The organism is Archangium minus (assembly GCF_044360475.1).
Lineage (GTDB): Bacteria > Myxococcota > Myxococcia > Myxococcales > Myxococcaceae > Archangium > Archangium minus.
The window spans coordinates 2,028,153-2,054,890 of record NZ_CP043494.1 but is presented as its reverse complement, the minus strand read 5'-3'; the positions used below and the strand labels follow the sequence as shown (position 1 = coordinate 2,054,890).

The 26,738-nt window shown below is 68.1% G+C and carries 23 protein-coding genes; 6 read left to right on the top strand and 17 right to left on the bottom strand.

The window, feature by feature from the left end:
- Positions 1 to 902: 902 nt before the first annotated feature.
- Entirely contained in the window at positions 903 to 2,057 is a 1,155-nt protein-coding gene (locus F0U60_RS08445) for an epoxide hydrolase family protein (protein WP_395816352.1), read from the bottom strand.
- A gap of 28 nt (positions 2,058 to 2,085) precedes the next feature.
- Entirely contained in the window at positions 2,086 to 2,991 is a 906-nt protein-coding gene (locus tag F0U60_RS08440; RefSeq protein WP_395816350.1) for an NmrA family NAD(P)-binding protein, read from the bottom strand.
- 136 nt (positions 2,992 to 3,127) lie between these two features.
- On the opposite strand from F0U60_RS08440, the gene F0U60_RS08435 reads away from it, so the two are divergent.
- Both F0U60_RS08435 and F0U60_RS08430 read left to right on the top strand, forming a co-directional pair.
- Positions 3,128 to 3,805, top strand: coding sequence for a TetR/AcrR family transcriptional regulator (locus tag F0U60_RS08435; protein WP_395816348.1), 678 nt, complete (start codon positions 3,128 to 3,130; stop codon positions 3,803 to 3,805).
- 396 nt (positions 3,806 to 4,201) lie between these two features.
- A complete protein-coding gene (locus tag F0U60_RS08430; RefSeq protein WP_395816345.1) occupies positions 4,202 to 4,666 on the top strand; it encodes a cupin domain-containing protein in 465 nt (154 codons plus the stop codon).
- Positions 4,667 to 4,990: 324 nt separating this feature from the next.
- On the opposite strand, the gene F0U60_RS08425 is transcribed toward F0U60_RS08430, so the two are convergent.
- Complete coding sequence (locus tag F0U60_RS08425) at positions 4,991 to 5,773, bottom strand: SDR family NAD(P)-dependent oxidoreductase (RefSeq protein ID WP_395816343.1); 783 nt, start codon at positions 5,771 to 5,773, stop codon at positions 4,991 to 4,993.
- Positions 5,774 to 5,966: 193 nt separating this feature from the next.
- On the opposite strand from F0U60_RS08425, the gene F0U60_RS08420 reads away from it, so the two are divergent.
- On the top strand, positions 5,967 to 6,863 hold the full coding sequence (locus F0U60_RS08420; protein ID WP_395816341.1) for an AraC family transcriptional regulator N-terminal domain-containing protein: 897 nt from the start codon (positions 5,967 to 5,969) through the stop codon (positions 6,861 to 6,863).
- A gap of 153 nt (positions 6,864 to 7,016) precedes the next feature.
- Here the strand turns inward: F0U60_RS08420 and F0U60_RS08415 are convergent, their stop codons facing one another.
- The 7 genes from F0U60_RS08415 to F0U60_RS08385 all read right to left on the bottom strand — a co-directional run bounded on the left by F0U60_RS08415 (position 7,017) and on the right by F0U60_RS08385 (position 13,877).
- A complete protein-coding gene (locus F0U60_RS08415) occupies positions 7,017 to 7,424 on the bottom strand; it encodes a nuclear transport factor 2 family protein (RefSeq protein WP_395816338.1) in 408 nt (135 codons plus the stop codon).
- 86 nt (positions 7,425 to 7,510) lie between these two features.
- Entirely contained in the window at positions 7,511 to 7,828 is a 318-nt protein-coding gene (locus F0U60_RS08410) for a LysR substrate-binding domain-containing protein (RefSeq protein ID WP_395816335.1), read from the bottom strand.
- A 647-nt stretch (positions 7,829 to 8,475) separates the two neighbouring features.
- Positions 8,476 to 9,588 (bottom strand): mannosyltransferase family protein, encoded by a 1,113-nt coding sequence (locus F0U60_RS08405; RefSeq protein WP_395816333.1) that lies wholly within the window; start codon positions 9,586 to 9,588, stop codon positions 8,476 to 8,478.
- Positions 9,585 to 11,276, bottom strand: a complete 1,692-nt coding sequence (locus tag F0U60_RS08400) for a diguanylate cyclase (RefSeq protein ID WP_395816330.1) — start codon at positions 11,274 to 11,276, stop codon at positions 9,585 to 9,587. Before F0U60_RS08400 ends, F0U60_RS08405 begins: the two co-directional genes overlap by 4 nt.
- Positions 11,277 to 11,444: 168 nt before the next feature.
- Complete coding sequence (locus F0U60_RS08395) at positions 11,445 to 12,041, bottom strand: hypothetical protein (protein ID WP_395816327.1); 597 nt, start codon at positions 12,039 to 12,041, stop codon at positions 11,445 to 11,447.
- A 114-nt stretch (positions 12,042 to 12,155) separates the two neighbouring features.
- On the bottom strand, positions 12,156 to 13,319 hold the full coding sequence (argE, locus tag F0U60_RS08390) for an acetylornithine deacetylase (protein ID WP_395816325.1): 1,164 nt from the start codon (positions 13,317 to 13,319) through the stop codon (positions 12,156 to 12,158).
- A gap of 90 nt (positions 13,320 to 13,409) precedes the next feature.
- Entirely contained in the window at positions 13,410 to 13,877 is a 468-nt protein-coding gene (locus tag F0U60_RS08385; RefSeq protein WP_203411069.1) for a ferritin-like domain-containing protein, read from the bottom strand.
- A 186-nt stretch (positions 13,878 to 14,063) separates the two neighbouring features.
- Between F0U60_RS08385 and F0U60_RS08380 the strand changes: the two genes are divergently transcribed.
- Together F0U60_RS08380 and F0U60_RS08375 are read left to right on the top strand one after the other, a co-directional pair.
- On the top strand, positions 14,064 to 14,378 hold the full coding sequence (locus tag F0U60_RS08380; RefSeq protein ID WP_395816322.1) for a hypothetical protein: 315 nt from the start codon (positions 14,064 to 14,066) through the stop codon (positions 14,376 to 14,378).
- Positions 14,379 to 14,570: 192 nt separating this feature from the next.
- Positions 14,571 to 15,005, top strand: coding sequence for a CBS domain-containing protein (locus F0U60_RS08375; RefSeq protein ID WP_395816319.1), 435 nt, complete (start codon positions 14,571 to 14,573; stop codon positions 15,003 to 15,005).
- Positions 15,006 to 15,011: 6 nt separating this feature from the next.
- Here the strand turns inward: F0U60_RS08375 and F0U60_RS08370 are convergent, their stop codons facing one another.
- From F0U60_RS08370 to F0U60_RS08350, 5 genes are read right to left on the bottom strand one after another with little or no spacing between them, the layout of a single operon-like run.
- Positions 15,012 to 18,740: an FG-GAP-like repeat-containing protein gene (locus F0U60_RS08370; RefSeq protein WP_395816315.1), complete on the bottom strand. Its 3,729-nt coding sequence runs from the start codon at positions 18,738 to 18,740 to the stop codon at positions 15,012 to 15,014.
- Between the two features lie 11 nt (positions 18,741 to 18,751).
- The gene (locus F0U60_RS08365) at positions 18,752 to 20,248 is read right to left on the bottom strand and encodes a hypothetical protein (protein ID WP_395816313.1); all 1,497 of its coding nucleotides are present in this window, start codon (positions 20,246 to 20,248) and stop codon (positions 18,752 to 18,754) included.
- Between the two features lie 56 nt (positions 20,249 to 20,304).
- Entirely contained in the window at positions 20,305 to 21,705 is a 1,401-nt protein-coding gene (locus tag F0U60_RS08360; protein WP_395816310.1) for a DUF1501 domain-containing protein, read from the bottom strand.
- Between the two features lie 19 nt (positions 21,706 to 21,724).
- Positions 21,725 to 22,384: a hypothetical protein gene (locus F0U60_RS08355; RefSeq protein WP_395816307.1), complete on the bottom strand. Its 660-nt coding sequence runs from the start codon at positions 22,382 to 22,384 to the stop codon at positions 21,725 to 21,727.
- The gene (locus F0U60_RS08350; RefSeq protein ID WP_395816305.1) at positions 22,384 to 24,378 is read right to left on the bottom strand and encodes a DUF1585 domain-containing protein; all 1,995 of its coding nucleotides are present in this window, start codon (positions 24,376 to 24,378) and stop codon (positions 22,384 to 22,386) included. Before F0U60_RS08350 ends, F0U60_RS08355 begins: the two co-directional genes overlap by 1 nt.
- A 147-nt stretch (positions 24,379 to 24,525) precedes the next feature.
- Between F0U60_RS08350 and F0U60_RS08345 the strand changes: the two genes are divergently transcribed.
- Positions 24,526 to 25,092: a DUF420 domain-containing protein gene (locus tag F0U60_RS08345; RefSeq protein WP_395816302.1), complete on the top strand. Its 567-nt coding sequence runs from the start codon at positions 24,526 to 24,528 to the stop codon at positions 25,090 to 25,092.
- Positions 25,093 to 25,116: 24 nt separating this feature from the next.
- On the opposite strand, the gene F0U60_RS08340 is transcribed toward F0U60_RS08345, so the two are convergent.
- Both F0U60_RS08340 and F0U60_RS08335 read right to left on the bottom strand, forming a co-directional pair.
- Positions 25,117 to 26,292, bottom strand: a complete 1,176-nt coding sequence (locus F0U60_RS08340; RefSeq protein ID WP_395816298.1) for an ATP-binding protein — start codon at positions 26,290 to 26,292, stop codon at positions 25,117 to 25,119.
- The gene (locus tag F0U60_RS08335; RefSeq protein WP_395816296.1) at positions 26,289 to 26,735 is read right to left on the bottom strand and encodes a response regulator; all 447 of its coding nucleotides are present in this window, start codon (positions 26,733 to 26,735) and stop codon (positions 26,289 to 26,291) included. Before F0U60_RS08335 ends, F0U60_RS08340 begins: the two co-directional genes overlap by 4 nt.
- Between the last annotated feature and the right edge of the window lie 3 nt (positions 26,736 to 26,738).

Genomic DNA, 26,738 nt, shown 5'->3' with positions numbered 1-26,738 from the left:
AATCGCGCCCATGTCACGCAAGCAGAGCAACGAGCGGGACGCTGGATCAAAGAGGCGGGCAACCTCTACTGGAAGCGGCGGGAATCGAACCCGCCGCCTGGCACATCCAGAGCGGGCCTGACGGGGTTTCGTGGGAGCCTGGCGGTAGCGTGTGCCCTTGCGGGGTGTGGCCGGGGAGGGGCAGGTGGGGGATCGCGGGTGGGAGTACCGGCGGAGACGGCCGGAGGGGACGGTGCTGTACGAGGCGGTGAGGGACAACCTCGCCACGCTGCTGGCGGATGTCTTCACCTGTCCCTGGTGTGGAGGCAGGCGCCGGGTGTTGGCGTACCTGACGGCACCCAACGCAGTACGCGCCATTCTGGAGCACCTGTCACTGCCCACGCGGCCTGCTCAGCCGGCTGCAGCACAGGGGCCACCCCAGGGCCGACGACGTGCGGAAACACTCCTTCCTCAATCTGGCGTAGCGACTCCTTCCATGCCTCCGCATCCGAGGAGGGGGCGCGGTTAGAGGAAGGGGGTGCTCTCGGGCTTCCAGCCGGGATACTGCGGCAGCATGACGAGGTGCTCCCCGTACCAGGCGAGGCCAGAGAGCTCGGCGTTCTCGCTCCGGTGTGAGCTCAAGGCGTTGCCAGGGGGCTCGATTCCTTTGACACCTTCTCGGGGCCCAATCCCTCCACGCGCCACCCCTGCGGCGACACTACCGCGAAGGTAGCCGCCACTGGCGGGGGCGCGTGCACCTTCGGCGGCTGCACCACCCGGGCATCAGCGGCGCGCCCCTCGGCTCACTGCTCCGCGTCTTTTTGCTGCCGGACGTCTGCCCATGGGCTTGCCCACGGCAGGTGCGAGCCTGGCCCCGGCACGAGGGCCACATCAGGCCACGTGGTGTTGAGGCTCAAGACAGGCTACCGGAGCCCGGAAAAGGTGGCGCGGACTTCCTCCACGAAGGCCGCCGGTTGCTCCAGCGCCGCGAAATGACCACCCCGCTCCAACTCGTTGAAGTGGACGAGGTTGGCGAAGCGGGGTTCCGCCCAGCGTCGGGACAGCCGCACCTGCTCGCCGGGAAACATGCTGATGCCGGCCGGCGTCGGCATGGGCATGGTCGGCATGCCACCTTGCTTCATCGCCTGCGCGCTTTCCCAGTACAAGCGCGCGGAGCTCGGCCCGGCGTTTGGCAACCAGTAGAGCATGATGTCGTCCAGCATCTCATCGAGCGTGAACACGCGCTCCGGATCGCCGCCGCTGTCCGAGACGTCCTGGAATAGCGCATAGATCCACGCGGCCAATCCGACAGGTGAGTCCGCGAGGCTGAACGCGACGGACTGTGGTCGGGTGTTCTGGAGCTTGTAATAGCCGGAGAACTGCTCGTCATAGCGTTGCGCGTCAGCAAGCATCTTCCGCTCGTGAGCGTCAGCATTCGCACGTTCCTCGCCGGTCGGTTGGAACATCACCATATTGAGGTGGATACCGATCAGGCCGGCAGGCGCCATGTAGCCGAGCGTCGTCGTGACACCCGCTCCCCAGTCGCCGCCCTGCGCGGCCCAACGCTCATAGCCCAGCCTCTGCATCAACGAAATCCACGCGCCGGCGATGCGCCCGATGTGCCACCCTGGCCCGGTGGGCTTGTCGGAAAAGCCAAACCCCGGCAGCGACGGGATGACGAGATGGAAGGCGTCAGCCGCCTTGCCGCCATGCGCGACCGGGTTCGTGAGGGGCCCTATCACGTCACGGAACTCCAGCACCGACCCTGGCCAGCCATGCGTCATGAGGAGCGGCAACGCCTCTGGCTCGGGCGAGCGGATGTGCAGGAAATGGATGCCAAGTCCGTCGATCTCGGTGCGATACTGGCCGAAGCCGTTGAGCAACGCTTCGCACCGGCGCCAGTCATAGCCGTCGCACCACCGCTCCGCGAGCGCACGAATCCTGGCGAGCGGCGGACCCTGGCGGGTGTCCTCGACCGTCCCCGGATCGGGCCAGCGGGTGTGCATCAGCCGCGCACGCAGGTCGTCCAGTTCGGACTGCGGCACGGACAGGTGAAACGGCTCGATGCGGCCAGTCATCAGGAACACTCCAGCTCAGGATGGGAAGTTATACGGGGCCGGCGAGGACGTCTTCGACGGACGTCCAATTCGTCTTGCCATAACGTTCATTATCGAGGGGGGAAAGCTTGCCCCGGCCGCTCGACATGTCGCGGAGATATTGCATCCCCTGCCAGGCAGGGAATGGCGCATCCGTCTTGGGTGAGAGTGTGCGGGCAATCTTGATGACAACATCGAACAGACCCATCCCGCCCGCACGGAACAACGTGTAGCGTTGACCGCTCAACCGCGTCATGATGCCAGCCAGGTCACGGGGGCTCGCGGAGGCTCCAGCGACCCGCAGGAAGCGAGGCGCGTCGGCATCCAGGGCGACGTCGGCGGTATAATCGGCCACATCGTCCTTCGTGGTGAAGTCAAGCAGTTGATCGGCATCGCCCCAGTAAAGGATCCGGCGACGGTTGCGCAGGATGATGGGGGCCTCTCCCGTCAGCAGGTCCGTGAACATCCCATTCAACACGGAGTGAGCGCGAATGGGTGCTTGATCCACCCGAGCCATGAAAGAGCGACGAAGGTCCAGGTTGCGGTTGTCGCCAGGTCGCGTCTTGGTGAAGTCGAGCGAGAAATCAGACGGCATGAATCGCGGCACGCCAGCCGCGACTGCGGCGTCGAGCAGTTGGCTTTGCAGGCCAATGATCGTCGGTTCCAGCCCGTTGAGAACGGAAACGACGCAGGCGGCGCCGGCGCAGGCGCGTTCGAGCGCCGCGGCATCGTCGAAGTCGACTTCGACGGGGGTCGCGCCGGTAGCGCGTACCGCGGATTTTCTCGTCTCCGAAGTGCCCGCCCGAACCAGTGCGCGGACCTGCGCGCGTCTCCGGGTCAACGCGCTCGCGAGGCGTCCGCCCAGGTCTCCGGTTGCCCCCGCGAGAGCGATGATCTGACCGGTACCGTCCATCATGGCGCCCACTCCCCTTCGTGCGCGCCACTCCACTCCTCGAGCGTCATCCTGGCCACGTCACACGTCCTCTCGACAAATTAACTGAACGATGCCGTTCAGTTGAAATGAGCGGGGAAGTAGCCTATGCGTTCCGGTCATGCAAGGGAAAAGCACCTCTCCCAAGAAAGCTCCGGCGGCTCGAAGGGGCCGGGGTGGTCGTCCATCGGCGGAGCAGGCCGGCGAAGTCGATCGCCGTATCCTGGAGGCGGCTACACGTTTGTTCTTGCACCTCGGCTTCGAGGCGACGAGTTGTGATGAGGTCGCGGTTCAGGCAGGCGCGGGCAAGGCCAGCATCTATGCGCGATACGCCAATAAGGAGGAGCTGTTCACTGCGGTGGTCCGCCACAGCGTCGGGTGCATGCTTGCACCGTCCAAGGACCTCCCGGTCGGCCTGACGCTGCGGGAGCGGTTGCGTACCGTGGGCAGCGGCATCCTGGCCCATGCACTTCAGCCCGGGGTGGTTGCCTTGATGCGGGTGGTGATTACAACCGCCTATCGCCTGCCGGAACTTGCTCGACTCACGGACAGGATGGGACGGGACCGCGGTATACAACTTGTCGCGGAGGCGATCGCGGGCCCGCAATCAGGGACCACTGCGGCAATCGAGCGAGCATTGCCAGTCGCCGCCAAGTTCATCGACCTGGTGTTCGTACCGCATCAAATGCGCGCGCTTCTGGGTGACGATCTGGACGAGCTGGCAGCCAAGGCAACCCACAGCATCGACGAAGCCATCGACCTTCTTTCTCGCGGAGGATGGCTCAACGGGTGGGAGTAGCACCGGGCAGGTGTCCCAGCGCGCGAGGTGTCCGCCCACGCCCTCCTCATGAGCCGGACTTCTGCCACAGGCCCTCCCGTGCGTGTCCCCACCAGGCCCGCGCTCACCCAGAGCATAGGAAGGATTGAAGGCCTGTTGAGAGGAGGCAGGCCCAGCGTATTGGACGAGCCCGAGAGCGCATCCGGATTCCTCCCTTCGAGTGGCGCAAGCGCCAGTGGACCCATGTGGCCCGCGCCTGACCCAGCGCTTCGTGTGTGTGAAGTGCGGGGGGAACTTCCCCTTGCGCGAGGGCAATGCGCTGCGTGGTGGGCTCGCCTGCCAACGCTGTCCCGGAGCCCCAAGCCGACTCTCACGCGCTACTACCCCATCTCCGCGTTGGATATGGTGGCCTGCACGATGAAGAAGATCGACCTGTCCGCCGTGCCCGTCCAGACCGGAAGCAAGTATCCGCCGCCCTTCGACTCGCCCTGTAATGCTCAAGCCGTCCAGCGGCTGGCGCGCCACGCGGGCCTGACCCAGTTCGGCGTCAACCTGACCGTCATCGAGCCCGGCGCCTGGTCCAGCCAACGGCACTGGCACAGCCACGAGGACGAGTTCATCTGGGTGCTGGAGGGCGAGCTGACGCTGGTCACTGACGCCGGCGAAGAGGTGTTGCGCCCCGGCGACTGCGTCGCCTTCAAGCGAGGGGACCCCGATGGCCACCACCTGATCAACAAGTCCGGTCGCCCGGCCAAGGTGCTCGAGATCGGCAACTCCGACCCACAGGACCGCTGTGTGTATTCGGACATCGACATGGTCGCCGAGCCGGGCATGGCGGGGTACTTCCACCGGGATGGGACGCCGTATCCCGTGAAGGGATAGGGGCGGCGGGTGATCCGCAGGAAGGCGGCGTGAGCTTCGCGCCGTTACCGCCGCCTACGCAATCAGAGGTGGAGCGGGTGCTGAGGGTGGTGCGCCACCGGGTGCTGCGGCTATTGGAGAAAAGAGGAGCCTTGCCCGCCCCAGGGCCTGAGGACGCGCCGCAGGCGTACCAGGCACCTGGTTCATGCTCGGAGCATACCGGCTCACGGGTGGGTAATCACCAGGAGCGAGAGATGTGGCTCTTCTCGCCGTGGGGAGCCGCCACCCTGCCCACCGCGGCGAGCGCGCCTCCAGAGGTGGACAAGGATTCCACTCACAGTAGGACTAGAGGTACATGCCTCCCGAGACCTCGATGCGCTGGGCGGTCACCCACCGGTTCGCATCGGAGAGCAATGCCGCGATCATTGGACCGATATCATCGGGAACGCCGGCCCGGCCGAGCGCGGTGTTCTCGGCCACCGCCCGGTTGAGCTCGGGATTGTCGCGCACCGCTCCGCCCAGGAAGTCCGTCCCGATGGCGCCGGGCGCGACCGCGTTGACGGTGATGCCGCGCGGAGCCAGCTCCTTCGCCATGTAGCGCGTCAGAACCTCGACGGCCCCCTTCATCGAGGCATAGGCCGCGCTGCCCGCGCTGACGAAGCGAGTGAGACCGGTGGAGAGGTTCACGATCCTTCCGCCCTCGGCGATCAGCGGCAGCAGCTTCTGCGTCAGGAAGAGCACGCCCTTGAAGTGGAGGTTGCAGAGCCGATCGAAGTCCGCTTCGGTGATCTGACCGAGCGGGGCAGGGTGGTGTGCCCCCGCGTTGTTGACGAGATGGTCGAAACGGTCTCTTGCCCACACGCTCCGCAGCGCCTCTTGTACCTGCTCGGCGAAGCCACCGAAGGAGGCGATGTCGCTAGCGTCGAGCCGCAGGGCAACGGCCTTTCGTCCGAGCGCTTCGATGGCCCCGACGAGGCTGTCGGCTTCAGCGCGATTGGAGTGGTAGGTCACAATCACATCGGTGCCGCGCCCGGCCAGGCTGACGGCCGTGTTGCGTCCAAGCCCCCGACTGGCACCGGTGACGATCGCCACCTTTCCTGTTGAGTTCACTTGCATCTGCTTCGGCATGGGTCTCTCCCAAGGGTGTCTGGTGAACGCAATCCTGCGCGAGACCGTTCGGGCCCGCCTGCCTGAACCCTCGAATTTCTTGCCTGATCCTCCAAATGAGGTGGGTGGTGCCTGGGGTCCACGGTACAGTTGGCGGAGAAGAAGGTTCGAGAGCCGACCGGCTCGTGCACGGAGGCCCTGGATGCCGTCAGCCTTGAAGACCGCACTGGCGCAATACATTGACGCGAGCGGCGGCGGCGATGGTGTGTTCTCCACGCCGATAGCGGGTCTCGCCCTGATGAGGACGAGCCGGGAAGTCCTGCCTCATCATTTGATCTACAAGCCGGCGCTCTGCATCGCCGTACAAGGCTCGAAGCAGGTATCGCTGGGCGATAGGGTGTTCGACTACGCCGAGATGCAAGCCCTTGTCGTCGGCGTTGAACTCCCAGCGTCCGGAAGGGTGACCCGGGCGAGTGCCTCCGAGCCCTACCTGGGCATGACCGTCGAGTTCGATGTTGGTGTCATGCGGGAGGTCTTGGAGCAGCTCGAGGCCCCACCCCCATCAAGGGGCGAGGTTGGCTCCGCGGTTTTCGTGGAGGAGCTCACCGCCCCCCTCGTGGATTGTCTCACCCGGCTGGTGCGCATTCTCGCAACGCCCATGGCGATTCCCGTGCTGCATCCCTCCGTCATGCGAGAAATCTGCTTCTGGTTGTTGACGGGGCCCCATGGCGGCGAGTTCAGCAAGCTCGCGCTTCCGAACGGTCACATGGAGCGGATTGCCGACGCGATCTACCTCCTGAGGAGGAATTATTCGCGCCCCATTCGCATCAAGGAGCTGGCCGCGGCCGCGCGGATGAGCGAGTCCTCCTTTCATCAACACTTCAGGGGGCTGATGTCCATGACCCCGCTTCAATATCAGAAACAGTTGCGGCTGCTGGAGGCGCGGCGTCTGATGGTCGCGGAGGGGGCGAACGTGATGCAAGCCGCTCTTCAGGTGGGCTATGAAAGCGCATCTCAGTTCAGCCGGGAATACACGCGCATGTTCGGGACTCCGCCCAAGCGCGATACCCTGAAGGCACTCCAGGTGCCTACGAGTGTGCGGGCGGATTGAAGCCGCCCATTTCCTCGCGGACGTCGCACCTCGCCCGGTGAGGAGTCCGACGTCTTGCTTCAGGAGTCGAGGAAGCGGCGCCACCGCCGAGAACTCCCGCGCGAGTTCACGTTCGACCGAGCTCGAGCGGCTCGAGCACGTGGGGAGAGGGATTCATCGGGTCTCTCCGGTAGTGGCGGCGGCCTCGGCCTGGATCTGGGGGAACTCGGCGGCCATCGCCTTCGCCAACGCGTTCGCCGCCGAGAGCGGACGCACCATCACGGTGAGCTCGCTGATGCGTCCGGCCTCGTCGAGCCGGATGAGATCGAGCCCGTGGACGATGACCCCGTCGACGACGGTCTCGAACACCAGGGCCGAGCCGCGGCCGTCCGCGTCGGCCAGCTCGCGGACGTAGCGGAAGTCTTTGAAGACCCGGCCGACCCCGCGCAGGATCGCGGCCACGATGGCGCGACCCTCGTACGGGCGGAACGCGACGGGGCTGCGGAACACGACGTCGTCGGCGAGCAGGTCGCCGAGGGCGGCGAAGTCACCCGCCTCGACGGCGGCACGGAACGCGAGCATGTGGACTCCTGTGATGGGATGGCGGGTGCCCCTCGAAGACGGCGACCCGGGTTGAGTAGAGGAGAGCTTCTTGCCCTGGCCGCACGCTACGGGGACTGTACCTCCTGGGCCGGCGAGGCGGCGCCGAAGTGCCGCCCGAGCAGGACCACGAGCCACGCCATGAACACGCGCACGCGCGGGGGCACCTTGCGTTGGTAGGGGTGCACCAGCGCGAGGGGCAATAGGGGCGGACGGGCGTGGGCGAGCACCTCGCGCAGCCGGCCCTCGGCCAGGTGGTTCGCGATGGCATAGGCCGGCACCTGGATGAGGCCAAAGTGAGCCAGAGCCCCGGCGAGATAGGCCTCCGAATCCGTCACCGTCAGGAGCCCCGCGAGGGAGAGGCGGCGCAGTTCGCCCCCCATCATGTCCACCCGCACCGTGCCCCGCGGCCTGGCACTGCCCGGCGCCAGCTCCGCCTCCGCGCTCTCCAGGTTCCCCCAAGCAGGTGAGGAGGGGGCGAGCGTGGCACCTGAGACAGCGGTCAGGAAGGAACCGAAGAAGCAGCGGACGCCGCGAGTGGACTCTCGCGAAGCTGCTGCGCAGGACGTTCGCGTTGGATGTCTTCACCTGTCCCTGGTGTGGAGGCAGGCGCCGGGTGTTGGCGTACCTGACGGCCCCAGGGAACTGCACCGTGTCTCCACCAGCCCGGCCCACAGCCCTCGTGGCACCCGTCAGCAGCCCTCCTCGCCCCTCGGCTCCAGCCCTCTCCCTCAACACGGCCCCCATTCCGCCTAGACGCTGGAGGATTTGGTCCAAATTTGGTCCGACAAGGACCGATTGGGTCCCCTGATGCGAGCCGTGCCTCCTCTTTAGGAGTGAATTCGACTCAAGGCGGCGGGCAACCTCTATTGGAGGCGGCGGGAATCGAACCCGCCGCCGGAGGCTTCCAACGAGAGCGCTCCTGAACAGTTGAGAGCGGTTTTCGTGGGAGCTCCGGCCGATTACGCTGCCCCCTGCCCTGCTCCAAGCTGTGTTGAGCGTGCTCCAGCGCGGGCCTGCTGTAGCAATGTGGCTAGTACGCCCAGCGTCCCACCGCGTAGCCCCTCGCCGTCGCGAGGTTCAGCGCGAATAGGGCCACGAGCACGGCGCCCTGGAACCAGACCGGGCGCCGGGCACACCGGTCTCCCAGGAAGAAGAACAGCGGGAAGACGACAGTGCCGAAGCGAAACACGTTCGCCACCTCGCCCTGGAGCAGCATCACCCCCAGCGAGAGCCCGGAGTAGAGCCCCAACGCGGGCTGCCGGCGCGCCAGCAGGAACGTTCCTATCAACAAGAGCCAGAACACGGCGTAGCGCAGCAGGTACGGGCTGCGCGTGCTCTGCCAGGGATTGCCAAAGACAAACGTCTTGAAGACGGCCGCCACCGAGTCCGCGCGATGCCACCCGCTCTGAGCTTGGAGGAACGCCAGCGGCGAGCCCGAGGCCAGGTACTCGAACGCGAGGAAGCTCAGTGCCCCGAGCGCCCCGAGCGCTCCCACGATGAGCAAGGCGCGCAGCCTCCGTGCCCCGCCCTCCTCCCGAGAGGCGGCCAGCAGAGCCGTAGCCGCCACCACGAAGGCGCCCTGGTTGCGCGTCAGCACGCACAGCCCCGCGAACACGCCCGCCCACCCGGGCCGCCGGCTCGCTCCGGAGAACAGTGCGAGCGCGGACAGCAGCAGGAAGAGTGACTCTGTATGGTGCGAGTGAAAGACGTAGCTCGCCGGAGCGAGGAGGAAGAAGAGCCACCCGAGCCGCGTCCGGGGCACCAGCCCCTCCGGTAGGTCCTCCCGCTCTCGGGCCCGTGCGACGAGCACGGCGAAGCCGAGAAAGGCGGCACTCGAGAGCACAGCCCCCAGCACCTGCACCCGCTCCACGCCGAGGACGCTCGCAAAGGCCCGCACCGCCATCGGGTAGAGCGGGAAGAACGCCCACAGCGTGCCGCTGTAACCGTCACGAATGATGGTGCTGTAGTGATTCGAGTCCCAGCGGTTGAGCAGGTCCGTGAAGGCCAGGCCCCTGCTCCACGACACCCAGAGCCACAGCGCCAGGTGGGCGGCGAACACCCCGGCGGTGCTCCAGAGCAGGAACGCGCGTGACGCAGGGGCCTCCTCCGCGCGCGGAGCGGCTACTTCCAGCGAGGGTCTCACTTGTGCTCGTTACGAGGAGCTGCGCCCGCTCGACCCGACTCGAGGATGGCCCGGGAGAGGTCATCCATCACCCGCAGCAGCTCCTGCCGGACCTCCTCGGAAGACTGGTGGAGCTGCGAGGTGAGCATGTGCAGCGTGTCGCCCGGCTGCGAGGCCTGGTGCAGCATGCGCGCGGCCGTACGCGTGGCGGTGAGCGGACCTTCCAGGTCCTCCGCCACGAGCCGGCGCAGCCGCTCCAGCACCCCCGAGGTCCCCATGTTGGGAACAGTGGCGGCGACCGGGCTCGCGGGCGCCGGGGCCTCCTGGCTGAGCGACACGGGACACACCCGGTTACGGCCCATGCGCTTGGCGTTGTAGAGCGCTGCGTCGGTGAGCTCGACGAGCTCCGTGATGGAGGTGGAGTGCACGGGGAAGCACCCCACTCCGGCGCTGATGGTCAGCGTGCGACTGCCTCCCCGGGCACCTCTCACCACGGCTCCGTCCACCGCGGCTCGGAAGCGCTCGGCGGCGATCAGCCCGTGCTCCAGGTCCGTCTCGGGGAGGATCATCGCGAACTCCTCCCCTCCGTGACGGGCGACCACGTCCGTCGAGCGCGCCGTCTGGCGCAGCCGCTTGGATACCTCGCGCAGGGCCTCGTCTCCGGCTGTATGGCCCAGGGTGTCATTCACCTGCTTGAAGTGGTCCAGGTCCAGCAGCACCAGGCTCATCGGGTGCTTGTAGCGCTGGGCGCGGCGGAACTCGACGCCGAGCGCCTCGTGGAAGTAGGCGCGGTTGTAGAGCCCGGTGAGCGGGTCCGTCACCGCCACCAGCATGGCGCGGTCGCGCGAGGTGCGCAGCTGACGCTGGCGGCGCTGGCGGCGCAGGGCACTGCCCAGGCGGGCGGCCAGCTCGGCCATGGGCGTCTGCAGTGTGAGGTAGTCGTCGGCCCCCGCATCGAACGCGAGCACGCGCCGCGAGGTGGACTCGACCTCGTCCACCACGAGAACGGCGGGCGCCTCCTCATCGAAGCCGAAGCGCTTGAGCAGCGGCTGATCTCCCTCGAGTGCGATCGGGTAGCTGACGACGAGCAGGTCCGCGTCCGAGGTCAGCATGCGCTGCTCGGGGGAGCGCTGGGTGAGCTGGAACTCGCCGCCCACGGGCGAGCCGCGCAGGGCTCGCGCGAGCCGCTCGCTCACCACCGGCATGTGGTGGATGATCTCCACCCGGGCCAGGGGCGGAGTGGGTGCCTCCGGCTCGCGCATGACGCGGGCCATGGCCTCGTGCTGCGCCTGCAGTTGGGCGCGCATCTTCCCGAGCGAGATGAACGAGCGCACGCGCGCCAGCATCTCCGCGTCGGGCGCTGTCTTCGTGAAGAAGTCGTCAGCTCCCGACACCAGGCCATTCACCCGGTCATCCGTCGAGTCGAGCGAGGTGAGCAGGAGGATGGGCGTGTTGCTCGTCCGAGAGTTGGCACGCAGGCGGCGCGTCAGCTCATGGCCGTTCATCTCTGGCATCATCACGTCGAGGATGAGGAGATCAAACGGCTGAGAGCCATCAGTGGCCAGGCCGAGCGCCTCCCGTGGCGACGTCGTCATCACCACGTCCAATCCGCTCTCCTGCAGCCGGGAGCCAATGGCCTCGAGAGCAATAGGGCTGTCGTCCACGAGGAGGACGCGGCCAGTCGTGCCAATGGAATTGAGCGCTGCCATGGTCGGATCTGACCTCAGGCTATCAGGAGGAAGGGGCGGAAAAGCGAGAGGGGGGACGAACTATTTGCTCCCTCCAGGACACCCGGAGACGGCGCCCCCGGCGGCCGTTCCACTCGGAGCGCGAGCCGCACGGAGAGTCCGTGAGCACTCACAGGAGGGTGTGGGTCCTCACCAGCTGATGAAGTAGCCGCAGCGGTCGCCGCGCAGCTTGCGACACAAGCTGGCGTTGTCATGCGTCACGCGCGCGTTGGACGCGTAGCGCTGCGCCATGGCCGTGAGCAGCCCCTGGTCAAACGCGCACGGGTAAGGGGTATTACACAGACTGAAGATCTTCCGCTGTCCCGGCACGGGCTCGTAGCCATAGTGACCGATGCCCTCCTCCATCCGCCGGGTGGAGGGATCCCACATGACCCGGCCGTTCTTGCGGTGGTTCAAGTGGTACGCCACGTCGAGGGTCCGAATGGCGTCGTGGATGTTCTGGATGCCGTCCGGGAAGTGAGCGTTGCGGGGGATGGCCATGCCAATCTGCATCAGCAGCCCGTCCCCCAGCTGCCTGCCGATCTGCTGGAAGCACAGCAGGCACGAGCGCTGCGAGTACCACCCCTCCGGGTCCAGGCTGACCAACCCATTGGGAGACCGCGTCCCGATGCCCTCGTCCAACAGGTAGGCACTGCCGAGCACCGCGAAGGCGTTGAAGCCGTCCACCACGGACTTCAACGTCTGCCCCTTGATCTCGATGCCCTCTTCGAAGGGGACACATTGCATGTCGCGGCCACTCCCCCTGGCCCTGACGACCCACTCGGGCCACAGCAAGGCCCTCTGCCTAGAATGACTGGACCCTCCAGGTCAAATGCACCACCAGGTTTGACGTGCTCCTGCTCAGCGTCCGGAGTCGGGTACCGCCGCGCCGCAGAAGTGTGCGATGGCACGTGAGAGGTATGCCTCGCATCGCACCAGGTCCTCCATGGGTACGTACTCACCCGTCTGGTGCGCCACCCGGATGTCGCCCGGGCCGAAGACCACCGCCTCCGCACCCAGCTCCGTGAGCTGCGGGGCCTCCGTGCCGAAGGGCACCGTGATGGGCGCGTTGCCGGACAGCTCCGCCAGCACCCGCACCACCTCCGCGTCCGCCCGCGTGTCGACCGCTGGGTCGGCCCGCAGCAGCCGGATGCGCGCCTCGTAGCCAGGCTCGTCGCGCACCAGCTCGTGCCGGATGGACTCCAGCAGCTCCATCACCCGCTCCTGGGGCTGCCGGGGAATGGGGCGCCACTCCACCGTGAAGCGGCACGCCCCGGAGATGACGTTGGGCGCCTTGCCCCCACCAATGAGGCCCACGTTCACCGTGGTGAAGGGCGGCTCGAAGGACTCGTCCCGCTCCTCGCGCAGCCGCGTGCGCGCCAGCGTCTCCAGCTTCTGCAGGAAGCGCCCCGCGCGGAAGATGGCCGAGGCGCCCTCGTCCGGGTACGCGCTGTGCCCCTCCCGGCCCAGCACCTCCACCTCCGCCAGGCAGTAGCCCTTGTGCGCGCGCACCGGCACCAGCCGCGTGGGCTCGCCCACGATGGCGTGCCTGGCGCGCCCCTTGCCCTGTGCCACCAGGTGCTTGGCCCCCTCGCAGCCCAGCTCCTCGTCCGCCGTCAGCAGCACCATCAACGGCGAGCGCAGGGGGCCCGCGTAGTGCGTCGCCGCATGCAGGGCGCAGGCGATGAAGCCCTTCGTGTCGCACGCGCCTCGGCCATACAGCTTCCCGTCCCGCTCCGTCAGCCGCAGCGCGTCCGTCCACGCCGCGTCGTACGGCACGCAGTCCGTGTGCCCCACCAGCACCAGCCCCGCCCGCTCGCCGGCCCCACCGCCCTTCACCGCGATGAGGTTGACCTTCTCTACCCCGGCCGCGTCCCGGTACGGCACCCGCTCCACCTGGAAGCCCGCCGCCTCCAACCTCCCCCTCGCCAGCTCCACCAGCGGCGCGTTGGGACGAGAGGACGTCGTGTCCAGGGCGACCAGCTCCGACAGCGTGGACCGCAGCGCGGGCAGGGTGTCACTCACGGGTTGGGCCTCCAGGGCTCGGGCTACCGCGCTTCGCGCGGGGTGTGTCCCCACCGAATGTAGACCCTCACCCCGGCCCTCTCCCAGGGCTTACGCCCGCGCCTCGGCTTCTTCGGCCACCCATGGACGTTGGCGCACCGCTTCCTTGATCCACGTGATGTGGCGCTCCTCGTCCCGACGGTTCTTCTCGATGAGCGAGCGCACCTCGGGGCTCCACTCGAAGCTCAGCGCCAGCTCGTAGGCCCGGTTCGAGAACTCCTCGTTGCCGAGCATCGCCACCAGCGCGGCCTCCGTCCCCATCATGCTCGTCATCGCCGTCAGGCCCTTCATCGCCGCGCCCTTCAGGTCCGGCCGCAGCTCCACCGGCTCCCCTCCGAACCGCAGGATGAACGCGTTGAGATCCTGAACGTGCCGCACGTGGTCCACCCGGAAATCGTTCAGCCGCTCGCGCACCAGCGGCTCCTTCACCCGGGCAATGGCCGCGTCGTAGGCCCCCACAGCGTCCACGTCCAACTGGGCCAGGCTGCGCAGCTTCTCCACCTCGGACTTACGTGACATCTGAAGTTCCTCCCCCCGCCCTTCCGGCAAAAAAGACCCAGGCAATCTGAGGGGGCCTGCCCGCACGGCCAACCCCACCGCCACCGTGCCCGCCCGGACAGCGGGCAGGGAGGCTCAACCCCCGCGCCCCGCCCCTTCATGCGCACCTTCCATTCACACCTCTCACCAACGGAGGCATCGGAACACATGAAGAACGAAGATGCGGTCACCACCAATGTCGAGCTTCAAACGCGGCGCATTCCCTCCATCAGCTTCCTCGGAGTCGCCGTCGGGTGCATGGCTGTCAGCGCCGTGCTGATGATCACCGGCCGTAAGACGTGGGCGAACTTTGTCGGCCAGTGGGCACCGACCATCCTCATCCTCGGCACCTACAACAAGATCGCCAAGACGTTCTCCCCGCCCATCAGCGAGGAGCAGCGCGTTCAGCACGGCGGCCACGCCTCCATGCTGAAGTCCCCGGAGGAGCTCTCCCGTCAGATGACCCCGCAGACCGTGAGCTGATTCAAACGGAGCGGCGGACCCAGGCCCCTGTGGCTCCCTCGGAGGCATGGGGGCCTTCGTGTTTCTGGAGGCAAGGCAGGCAGGAAAGCAGGCACCCGAGCACAGACGCTGGCACGGAATTTCACGGCAGCGGCGCCAAAGCAGACACACCCTTCCTCCGTAGGAACCACCCGCAAGCCACGAGGCCGTCCCATGAAGATTCGTGACGTGATGACTCCGGACGCCGTCGCCGCCCACCCCGAGACGACGCTGATGGCCGCCGCCGAGATGATGCGCCTGCTCAACGTGGGCTCCCTACCGGTTGTGGAGGGGGAGCGCGTCGTGGGCATCCTCACCGATCGGGACATCGTCGTGCGCGGCCTGGCGATGGGCTTCAACCCCCGCACGGTCTCCGTCGCGGATGTGATGACCCGCAACGTGCAGACGTGCTCCGTGGACGATGACGTGGAGGACGTCGCCCATCAGATGCGCGAGCTGCAGGTGCGCCGACTGCTCGTCGTGGACGAGCAGGAGCGGCTCATCGGCATCGTCTCGCTGGGGGACCTCGCCATGGAGATGGAGGACCAGCGGCTGGCCGGACGCGTGCTCGAAGGCATCTCCGAGCCGTCCACGTCCCTGGCGCACTGAGGCGCGTTAGAAGCCGAGCGGCACCACGAAGGCGGTGCCGTTCTGCGTGCCCGTGCGGTAGCTCAGCGGCGCGCCGATGACGAGGGTCGGCGGGAAGCTCGTGCTCCCCGCGGTCAGCGCCAGGTCGTTGCCGAAACCTGAGCGCTCCGCCACGTCTCCCGTGAGCGTGAGCATCGGCGAGAGCGCTCCGGTCATCCCCGGACCGCCCTTGTAAACGAACACCGCGCCTCCTCCATCCGAGGCCACCGATGCGCCCGGTGCGCTCACCACCAGCTCCGGCACGCCGTCACCCGTCAGATCCACTCCGCCCGCCAGCGCCGTCCCGAAGCCCACCGCCCGCGAGCGGTGCACCAACACCTGGGGCATGAGGGAGCCCTCCAGCGCACTCACCAATGCCTCACCCGAGGCAGGCAGACGCTTCACCAGCTCCGCCGTGTTGAAGAGCAGCACCGCGGGCTGCGTCACGCCGTCATAGGGCACGCTCGTCGCCCCCACCGCCAGGTAGTCCGCGCCACTCTTGCCCAGCACGCGGCCCACGCGAGCCACCGCTACGCCCAGCCCCATGTAGTTGTTGCCCACCTCGCGATCCGCCGCCAGGCGTATCGTCGTCGGCACCTTGCGCCCGCCACACCGCGCCCCGCTCGTGTCGTAGCCGAACAGCACCACGATGCCGGAGCGGGAGTTGTTGTCCGAGTAGCGCCACGCCACCTCGTCACACTTGTCCCCGTTCAGGTCCCCGAGCGCGGTAGGGGCCGAGGTCGTCTGCGAAACGTTGTAAGCCGTCGCATAGTAGGGCGACGAGTAGACGGGGTCGCACACCATGGTCCGCTTCGCCAGCGAGACATCGTCCGGAGCCCGCCCCAGGAACAGCTCGAAGCCGCTGTTGCGCAGCGCCCCGATGTCCTGCTTGCCATCCCCGTTGAAGTCGAAGCCGCCCACCACCCCGCGCCCGATGCCCGCGCGCGGGCAGATGCCATTCGAGGTGATGCAGTCCTCCGTGATGTTACCCAGTGCCCACAACCGGTAGGCGGGCTTGTAGCTCCCGTCCGTCTGAGCCAGCGATACCAGCACGCCCCCTGCGTTCAGATCCTCGCTGGGAAGGCACTCGGGCCGGACCTCCTTATAGGCGTCCGTGAGCTCCGAAGCGGACGCGGTGGACTTCGGAATGATGAGGGTCGGCGCGCCCAGCACCAGGTCCGCCCTCCCGTCCCCGTTGAAGTCCGTGAAGGCCACGTCCGAGCCCACGCTGCGCCCGCTGTACAGCGGCGAGGGAGCGCCCTCGGCCACGAGCGTGGCCGTGCCCCCCTGCGCGCCATACGTCCAGACCCGGCCCACCGACAGGGCGTTGCCGTCGTCGTACGTCCCTGGACCGGACCAGCCCGGCGAGCCTACCAGCACCAGCAGGTTCCCCTTCACGTCCTTGCCCAGCGCCACCGCCTCGCCGAAACGCTCCACGCTCGGCTTCGCCGGCAACAGGTAGCTGGTGCGCGACCACTGCGCGAGCGATTCACCCGCCTTCACGAAGGCATCCACCCGCCCGGTGTAGGCGCGCCCCTGCGTCGAGGTCCGCCCCGCGAAGACCACCAGGCCCGAGCTCCCCGGCAGCGGCCACGGCGCAATCCCCGCGCCAAAGGCATCCGACTTCGCCAACCCTGGCAGGAAGGACGACGACCTGTTGACGGTGGTGCCCTTCTTCAAGTCCTTGAGTGGGTACACCAGCACCTTGCCGCCGAAGCGCAGCGTCGTGGTCCCCGAGGGGATGCCTGCATAGGGCGCGCCCAGCAACAGCTCCGGGCCCGGCGTCCCGTCCACGTCGGCCACGGCCCAGCTCCGTCCCGCGCAGATGTCCCTCGCGTCCCCGTAGAACCGGGCGAAGGCATCCGCGAGCCTCAGCTGCGCCGGCTTGTTCGCGGGCTCGCCCGTGGGCTTGTACGCGCTCAGGTCGAAGAACAGCGCCCCGCCCGCATCCGGCATGCTGCCCTGTCCGCCGCTGGTGCGCAGGTCTGGCGAGTCCGCTCGATCCAACAACACCATCAACAGCGGCAGCCGCGTCCCCTCGGCGGGTATGCTGCCCAGCCGCCAGCTCCCCTCGTTGCCGTCAGCGGTGTTCGTGGGCAGCACGAAGAGATCCGGCGTGGCGCGGAAACGCGGCGCCTCGGCGCGCGCGAAGAACACGGACACCGCGGGCTGAATCACGCCCGCGGAGGCGGTAGGGTCATCGAGCTTGGGGCGAGTGGCCCTGCCCAGTGCCGCCAGGTCCGGCCGCCCATCCCCATTGAAGTCCTCCACCACCACGCCCAGCCCCAGCCCCGTCCTGGCGCGCGACTCGATGGTGCCGCTCAGCCCCAGGTCGATCCCGCCCAGACGGACGGTCGGCAGATCCGGCACGGCCTCCCCCCGGTTGAGCTGGAAGATGTCCAAGATGCCCCGGTTGAAGAGCTCATTGGTGGCAGCCAGGTCACCGTTCGGCGAGCCCACGAGCAGGTCCAGGTCCCCGTCGCCGTCCACGTCTTTGAGGTGCAGGCCCGTACCGAAGGCGCCCCGTCCCAACGCGGAGAGAGGCGCGCGCAGGGGCTCCGGTCCGTTCGCCCCGAAGCGGTACAGGTACACCGCGCCCGAGCCGTCGATGGTGACGTCCGCTCCCGGTGCGGAGACCACCAGCTCTGGCCTCCCATCTCCATCCAGGTCGCCCGCCGCCAGGCTGTCGCCGAACCGGGCCGTGTCCGTCTCGCCGGTGAGCATCCACGTGGGCTCCGAGGGCAACCCCGCCGTGCTTCCCTTGAAGATGAACACCACGCCGCCCTGGGGCCGAGTGAGGTCGCTCTCGGGCCGCCCCACCGCCACGTCCGGCACCCCGTCCCCGTCGAAGTCCGCCGTCACCATCCCCGCCGTGTCCGTAATCTGTCCGTGCGCGATCGTCTCGCGCGACAGCTCCGTCAGCACGCGCACGGACACCGTCGCCGTTTGATTCGTGAAGGGATCCGAGGCCTGCAGCACCGTCGCGCCCGTCACCGTCGCGCCCGGCTCGATCGAGAAACGCCCTCCTTCCACCTTGCCCGGACCGGACACCACCGACCAGGTGATGCGATCACTTCCCCCTACCGTCTCCAGCGCCACCGACGAGCCCGCCGGCAGCGCCAGCCGCTCTGGGTCCCCACGCAGCACCGCGTCCGCGCGCACCTCGTACTGGAGGACAACCTCGTCGCCCGTGCGGTTGTCACGCACCCGCACCAGGTCCGTGCCCTGCACCTTGCCCGCGGTGTACTGGCCCGAGGAGGTCAGCGTGCCGCCCGAGCTATTGCGATCCAGCGTGAAGACGGGCTCGCCCAGCAGCCCCGCCACTTCGATCTGGAAAGACACGCCCGGCTTCAGCATGGCCCGCCCAGGGGCCACGTCGAAGGCCGCCACCACGGAGACCTGCGCCCGCGCGTCTCCTGGGCAGCGCAGATCCTCCGCCACCAGCGTGTCCGTCCCCGGCGTGGATCCCGCGATGAAGCGCGAGCCTCGCATCTCCCCCGAGGAGCCGCCGGGCTCCACGCGGTAGCTGTAGTAGCCACTGCCTCCCGAGGCCGTGAGCGACACAGGGTCCCTCACGCGCACCTTCGTGTGGCTCGTGGTGAGGGTGAGAGGCGGCAGGCCCGCGCAGGCATCCACCGCGGGTGTATCGGGCTCCTCGGGAGTGCAGGCCGCGGACAGGAGCGCGAGCACGAGCGACGCGCGAAAGACTCGAGTCATGGTGAAACGCCTCAGGGATTCGCGCCGGTGGCAGCCCAGCGCTGAATGAGGGAGATGAGCTGCGGATCCAACGGGCCATCCGCCGGCATGCGCTGCTCGCGCACCGCGGCGACGATGAGGGAGGCGCCCTCCTTCCACTGCTCATACGTCGCCAGCGGCCGGCCCGGCCCCTTGACATGGCACTTCGCGCAGCGCGCCTCGTGGATGGGGCGGATGTCCTTGTCCCAGCCGAGCGCCACGGTGGAGAGGGGCTGGTAGTTGAAGACAACCGAGCGCCGAGCCTCCGTACCGTCCGCGTAGAGCGCCACGGCGCTCAGCGTGTGCGGCCCCGGCTCCAGGCCCACGAAGGAGTAGGGCTTGGGCGTCCCATCCGCCTCCGCACCACCGAGGCTGTACACGGGCCCGCGCACGGGCACCTGCACGCCCGCCACCTCGAAGGTGAGGCTCAGCGGCGCCACGCCCGGCGCCACACGCGCGCGCACCACCATCGCGTCATCCACCACCTGCATGCCCTCGAGCATGCCGAGCACCCGCGGCACCGGGCCCCTGCTGAGCGCCACCGTCTCCGCGCCCAGCTGCACCCACGCACAGCCACTCTCGTCGGCCGCCAGGAAGCGGAACTCGCGCGTGTCCACGCCCGAGGCCTCGCCCCACTTGTCCGCGTCCGCGTCATAGGACAGCAGCTTGTCGCCCGCCCTCACCCAGACGAAGCGCCCCGCCGCCAGCACCTGCGTGGGCGTCTGCGCCAACGCGATCTGCCGCCACCCGTCCGCCGCTCGCCGCAGCAGCCGCTCCGACGTCAGCACCCACGCCTCCGCCTTGCCCTTCTCCGACGCCCCCAGCCCCACCACCACCAGGGGGCGCTCCTCGTCCAGGAGCGGAGCCTCGGCCTGCTTCACCTGCCAGGTTCCGGGCGCCGTCCGCACCGCGGTCCACAGCGCCTGCTGACGGAGGAACCACAGGCCCTCGCCCCCGTTCTCGGCCGCCGCCGCCGCCAGGCTGGTGATGCCATCCAGCGGCTTTCCGTCCACCTTGAGCGCGGACACCGCGCCGTCCTGCAGCCGGTAGAGGCCCGTGTCATGTCCGAGCCACACCGCGCCATCCGTCGTCGTCGCCGTGGCCTTGAGCCCCGTGCCCAACAGCTCGCTCCACGGCGGTGCAATGAGCCAGCCCGACTGCGCCAGGAAGAGGCCATTGTCCGCCTCCACCAGCGCCGAGCTCGCCCCCATGCGGAACACCGAGCGGATGCGCCCCGGCGCCACGGCGTTCCCCGGGTGGTTCTCCAACGCGCCCCGCGTCCCGTCCAACCGCAGCCGGAGGGCCTCGCCCGTCGCCGTCGCGAAGATGCCTCCGCCTGTCTGGTCCGCGAACCCCGATGCAGCCGCCAGCGCCTCATCGGTCTTCGTCTGCACCGGCTGGAAGGGCTCGGGGCTTGGGTGGTCCGAAGGGAGTGACGTGGAGTCGCAGGCGGACAACAGGCCCGCGAGCACGAGGGCACATACCCTCACCCCAGCCCTCTCCCGGAGGGAGAGGGGGCTTACACAGTACAGAGCTCGAGTCTTCATTACGCCAGGAGGGCCTTGAGGGGGTCGACTCGCGTGACGCTGTAGTCCAGTCCGGCAGACGCCAGCACCGTCGCGATGATGTGCTCGGGGAGGATGTTCGTTCCGTTGTTCGGATCCGCCATCCCCGTCTTCAGGTCCACCAAGGCCGGCGCCATGGCGATGTCCCCGGTGTAGCCAAACACCTTGTTGTGTTTCAGCCCCGCTCCCATCAGCAGGCAGCTGTTCGCCTGGTGGTGGTCCCGGCCGTTCGTCGAGTTGATGTACGGCGTGCGGGCAAACTCGGAGTACACCAGGATGGTGGTGTGATCCATGAAGTTGCCCCCGGACGGATGCGGGCTGGCACGCAGGTCATCCACCAGCATGCCCAGCGCTTCGAAACCCGAGCGCAGGTTGCTCGCGTGCGTCAGCTGCGAGCCGAAGTGCGTGTCCAGGCCTCCCACCAGGTTGATGGACACGCACTGGCTGATGCCCTCCTTCAGCGCCGTGGCCACCAGCGCCGCCCGTCCCGCCGGGTTATCGAAGTCACCGTTCTTCGTGTAGCCCTGAGGGGACAGCCCGTATTTGCCCAGGACAGCCGTGTTCTTCTCGAACGTGAACTTCTCGTTCAGCTTGCCCGACAGCACCTGCTGCATCTGCCCACGGCTCGTCGCGTACGTCTCACCCACGCCGCCCGCGCCGTACACCGCCTGCTCGCAGGTGATGGGCTGACCACGGAAGTCCACGAGCTGCTTCTCCAGCTCGCTGTCGAGCACGGTGGTGCTCGCCGAAAGCGTGAGCAGCAGATCATTCAGCTTGCTCACCTTCAGCGCGTTGGCGCTCCCCGGGTAGCCCTCGTTGTACGACTCCACGTTGTACGCGATGGACGGGATAGGCTGGGTGGGCACCATCTGCCCCACGATCTCCGTCGCCGTGGATGAGCCACGGGCCGCGGCGCCGATGGGACGCTTGCCCGTGATGAAGTAGCGCATGCCCTCTTCATGCGCGAGCGTGGTCATGTTGACGCCACGCACCACCGTCATGAGATCATAGTGGTTGGCCAGCCGCTCGCTCATCGCCGGACCAAAGGTGATGTTGGAGCGGGCCGCGCCCGGGCGCGTCTTCGGCACGAAAGGCCGCTCGATGAAGCGCGAGTCGTTGATGAGATCGTACCCCGGGAGGATGCGCGTCTCCGCCACCCGCTCAGGGGTGAAGATGGCAGGGTCCCTGGGGTCGAGGGCGAGCAGTTGGTCCCACCCACCGTTGAAGTAGACGAAGACGAAGCAGCGGTCCGCGGGCTTGAGCGCGGCCGTCTGCGCGAAGGCGCGAAAGGGCAGGCCCCCGAACAGGGTGGCGCCCATGAAGCCCGCGGCGGCCTTCAGGAAGGTGCGGCGCCCAGCGGAGGTCTCGTGGTTCTTTTTCATGGCTGCATCTCCCGGGCCGTCAGTAGGTGAGGAAGCGCGAGTCCGTCATCAGGCTGATGCACACGGCGGCCAGCGCCTGGTCCCGCCTCTTGATGACCTCACCGCGTGCCGCCGCCTTCTTGAAGAAGCCCACCCAGCGCGTCAGCTCCTCGCCCTCCAGTGGCACGCCCCAGAAGCGGGTGGACAGGTACACAAGCAGCTCACTCACCTGCGCATCGGTGAGCTTGCTGAGATCTCCCACCGCTCCGGAGGGCAGCGTCCGGCTGAGCACGCGCGCCCGGGGGTCCGTCAACTTCACCTCGGCGCTCGCCTGGGCCATGCACACCTTGCGCGCCCCGTCGTCGAGGAACTTGGCGAAGACGAGGTTGGGCTCGGTGCTCTCCGAGTTGACGAGCGCGTAGTCCGCGCGCCCCAGCGTGGCCGCCACGTTGTCGATATCCGTCCAGGGCCTGCCCACCGCGACCTCGATGGAGCGGGCGAGCTGGTCGACGGTGAGGCGACGTGGAGCGCGCCCCACCCGGCCGTCCTGCAGCTCCGGGTCAGGCAGTGGAGTGGCCGTGTCCCCGTGCGGGTTGCCCACGGGCTCAAGCTGGCCATCCACCGGGGGCGGAGTGCCTTGGGTGTTCTCGCAGCCGGCGGCGCCGAGCGCGAGGAGCGCGAACAGGAGCAGGCGTCGCATCAGTCGATCCTCCGGTAGGCGTCGGACATCAACACGCGCTCGATGAGCGCCTTGAAGCGGTGGCCATCGCGCGCGAACTCCTGGGCGAACGGCTCGAGGTACATGCGCTGCTCCTCCGCCGACATGGGCCGGCCGAGGAACTCCTGCCAGACGCGCCGCACCGTGCAGCGCTCCAGGTCACCCGTCTGCAGCATGCGCTCCACCAGCAACTCGGGGCCGCCGTCGATGTTCGCCTCCTCATCCGCGTTGCGGTAGAGGTACGTCTTGAGCATGCCCAGCGACTGGGCGCCGTCGCCGTCATAGGCCTGCATCACGTACTGGCCGCACTCGTTGTTGCACCCGGTGTTGCCGGAGAGCGCGCAGTCACGGCACTTGGGGTCGTAGCGGGGGAAGTGCTCCGGGTCGAGGAACTGCGCGGAGCGCTCGGCGAAGCGGCCCCAGTGAGCGCCGGTGGGCTCGATGGTGGCGTGGCAGTAGCTGCAGCCACAGCGCTTGGCCAGGTTGTTCTCCCGGTTGCACGCGTCCTCGGCGGCCGGCTGGCGAGCGTTGTCCGGCGGAACGAAGCTCTTGCAGAGGAAGGCCCCGTAGAAGTGGTTGACGCGCGCGCGCAGCGTGGGGAAGCGATAGAGGAAGGAGGGCGTGGTGAGCACACCCGAGTGCTCGGGTCCGCGCACGTACTCCTTCCAGGTGTCCGCCTCCGCGTAGGGGATGTCCGGCAGCACGCTCGGGTCCTTCGGGCGCGCCACGTTGAAGACACCTACGCCCTGCTGTGGATCCCGGTAGAGCGCGGCCAGCGGACCGTTGGCGAAGGAGCGGCGCGTGGTGAGGAAGTTGTAGTAGGGCTCGTCGCGGCGAATCACCGACTCGGCGATGAGCTCGGGCTCGGTGTTGATGGCCTTCACGCGGGCCCTGTGGGTGGAGCCGTTGTTATCGGAGGACTCGCAGCGGGCCATGCCCTCGCCGCAGCCGCACGAGCGGTCATTGTTGAAGCGCGAGGTGGTGCAGGGCTCCAGCGTCCACGGGTTGGCCGCGCGCGTCTGCGCCTCGATGGCGCACACCCGCACCTCCGGGCCTCCGGCGTTCCAGAAGGGCGCGGGCCGTGTCACGTAGCCCTCGCGCTGCACACAGCCGGTCTGCGGCACGTAGGAGCCCTTGACGCCGTTCCTGAGCGAGAGGTTCAGGGTGCACCGGTCGAGCCGCTTGACCGACACATTGGACGGAGCATCGGGATACTCGAAGGCCACCACCTTGCCCGCCCCATCCAGCACCTCGGCGGAGAAGTTGGCCGACGTGGGCTTGCACAGGTACGGCTTCAGCTTGCCCGCATCCTCACCGCTGGTCACCCGCCGCATGTCACAGAAGTAGAGGTACTTCGCGTCAGCGCCCAGGGAAGTCGCGGAGCAGTCCGTCACGCTCAGCGGCGTGCAGGTGTAATAGTTGGTGTTGTAGTCCCAGCTCACCGGGTTGGGCACGCCGCGCTCGTCGTAGCGCTCCTTGGCGCAGGCCGCCGCGGTCGCGGGAAGCGCGGGGTCCGCATGCGGATCCTGCCGGGCGTTACACACGTCCTGGGCCAGGTAGCTGTCACAGCCCGCGTTGTTGACGCCCCGCAGCTGGACGCTGCTGTTGCTGCGCAGCGACAGCGCGTTCGTGGCCGAGCCATCGCCATACAGGCGTGAGTTGTTGTTGTTGTTGACGCTGGAGTTGATGTTGCTCCAGAGGAGCGCGCGGTGGTACGCGCGGATGCGCGCGTAGAACTCCTCCTGCTCCATCATCGCGCGCACATCCTCCACCGTGACCTCGCCCTTGGCGCGAATGGCCTGGTACTCCTCATAGGTGGGCGGACGGCCGAGCAGATCCAGCGAGAGTTGGCGCAGGTGGCGCTCGAGGGGAACCTTCGTCACCGGGGCACACACCGGCCCATCCGCGAGGACGGGGGGCGCCGCGAGAACGGCGACGGTGGCCAGGGGAGCGAGGAAGCGTCGTGCGTAGCGCACGTGAACCTCCGGACATGCAGCGGGGGGGAAACTGCATTTATCCTTATGCCAGGAATTCCCGTTAATAGCTATACGCTTGCTCCTGCAATTATTCAGCAGGGCTTGACGGGTTGCGTGCGGGCCCCGGTCAGGACAGAAAGGGGCGCCATGTCCGACGCCGCACACGCCCCACTCCCCCGTGTAAGTGACCGGGGTTTCTACATTTTCACGGCGGTGGTGTCCGCCGCCGCTCTCTCATTTCTTGCGTATATTCTTCTCATCCGCCGAGGAGGCGCGGTGGGCGGGGTGGATCTGCGCTTCCTGCCGGCGGTGAACGCGAGCCTCAACGCGCTGGCGGCGGCGTTCCTCACCGCGGGCTGGGTGGCCATCCGGCGCAAGGCGCGGCGCGCGCACCAGTACCTGATGGTGTCGGCGTTCGCGTCCTCGGGGCTCTTCCTGGTGTGCTACCTGGCCTACCACTTCGTGCACGGCGACACGCGCTACGCCGGGGGCGGGGTGTTGAAGGCGGTGTACCTCACCATCCTCGCCAGCCACGTGCTGCTGTCCATGTTCGTGGTGCCAGGCGCGCTGCTGTCCTTCTACTTCGCGTGGCGCAACGCCTTCGAGCGGCACCGGAAGGTGACGCGGTGGCTGGCGCCCATCTGGCTCTACGTGTCGGTGACGGGCGTGGTCATCTTCTTCATGCTGCGCGGCAGCTTGCCCTCGTCGCCCTGAGCGGCGACCCCGGGCGGGAGCGCGTCAGGCGGACTGCTCCGAGGAGGCCTCCCGCACGCCCAACCCTCGGGGCAGGCGCACGATGAAGCTCGCGCCCTTGCCTTCCTCGCTCTCCACGGTGAGGGTTCCACCGTGCAGGGCCACCAGGCGGTGCGCGCTGGCGAGCCCCACGCCGCTGCCGGAGATGACGGGCGCCACGTTCCGGCCCCGGCGAAAGCGCTCGAAGATGTGGGGCAGGTCCGCGGCCGGAATGCCCATCCCCTGGTCCTGCACGCACAGGCGGATCCACCCCTCGGGCCCTGGCGACTCCTCGCTCAGCCACACGTCGATGGAGCCGCCTCGGGGGCTGTACTTCACGGCGTTGCCCAGCAGGTTGTCCAGCACCCGCTCCAAGCTCGCCACGTCCCAGAAGCCCTGAAAGTCCGAGCCCTCCACGTGCATGTGCACCGGGTGCGTGGACCCCAGCGGTCCCAAATCGCGCACCTTCGCTCGTATCAACGCGAAGAGATCCATCGGCTCGCGCCGCAAGGGGCGCTCGCCTCCGCGCGTCACCTCCAGGAAGTGGTCGATGAGCTCGCCCATGCGCTGAGCCCCGCGCAGGATCTGCTCCAGCCGTGACTCCACCCCAGGCGTGCGCGATTCCGCGGGCAGATGACGGCGCAGCAGCTGGGTGCTCAGGAGCATGCTCTGCAGCGGCCCCTTCAGATCGTGCGTGGCGATGGCGAAGAACTCGTCACGCACCGCGAGCGCCTCGCGCGCCGCCCGCTCTGCGCGCTCCGTCTGGCGGCGGCCCTCCTCCAGCTCGCGCGCCATGCGCACCGCATCCACCGCGTTGTGCAGGCTGTGGCGCAGGCGCTCCGGCGAGAAGCCATCCTTGAGGAGGTAGTCATGGGCACCGGACTTCATCGCCTCCACCGCCACGCGCTCGCTGCCGCTGCCGGTGAACACCACCACCGCCGGCATCCGCTCACCGCACTGCTCGCGCAGCGTGCGCAGCAGCGTCACCCCATCCATGCCCGGCAGGTGGAAGTCGAGCACGAGCGCATCCGGCAGCGGTGGGTGCCGCAGACGCTCCAGGGCCTCCTCGGCGGAGCTGACCTGCTCCACCTCCCACTCTGCCTCCGGGTCCTTCTCCAGCGCCCGCCGCAGCGCCCGCTGATCCGCGAGGCTGTCGTCGACAAGAAGCACGCGCAGGTTCATCCCGACGCGTCCTCCGGGCCGGGCAACAGCGCGGCGCTGAACCAGAAGCGCTCCAGGGCGCGCGCGGCCTCTTGGAGCTCGACGGGTCCGTCCGGTTTGAAGAGATAGCTGTTGGCACCACCGGCGTAGGCCGCGCTCACGTCCTCTTTCTGCGAGGAGTTGGAGAAGATGATGATGGGCAGGGAGCGCAAGGTCGGGTCGGCCCGGAGCTGGGTGAGGACCTCCTGGCCCCCAATACCTGGCAGGTGCAGATCCAACAGCACGAGCACAGGCCGGGGTACCCCCACGTACTCGCCCCGCTGGAAGAGGTAGTCGAGCGCGGACTCCCCGTCCCGCACTCGCACCACGGGGGCGGAGAGCGGCAGCTTGCGCGCCACCCGCAGCAGCGCCTCCGCGTCCGGGTCACTGTCCTCCACGAGCAGCAGGGGGCGCCCTGAGGTCATCTC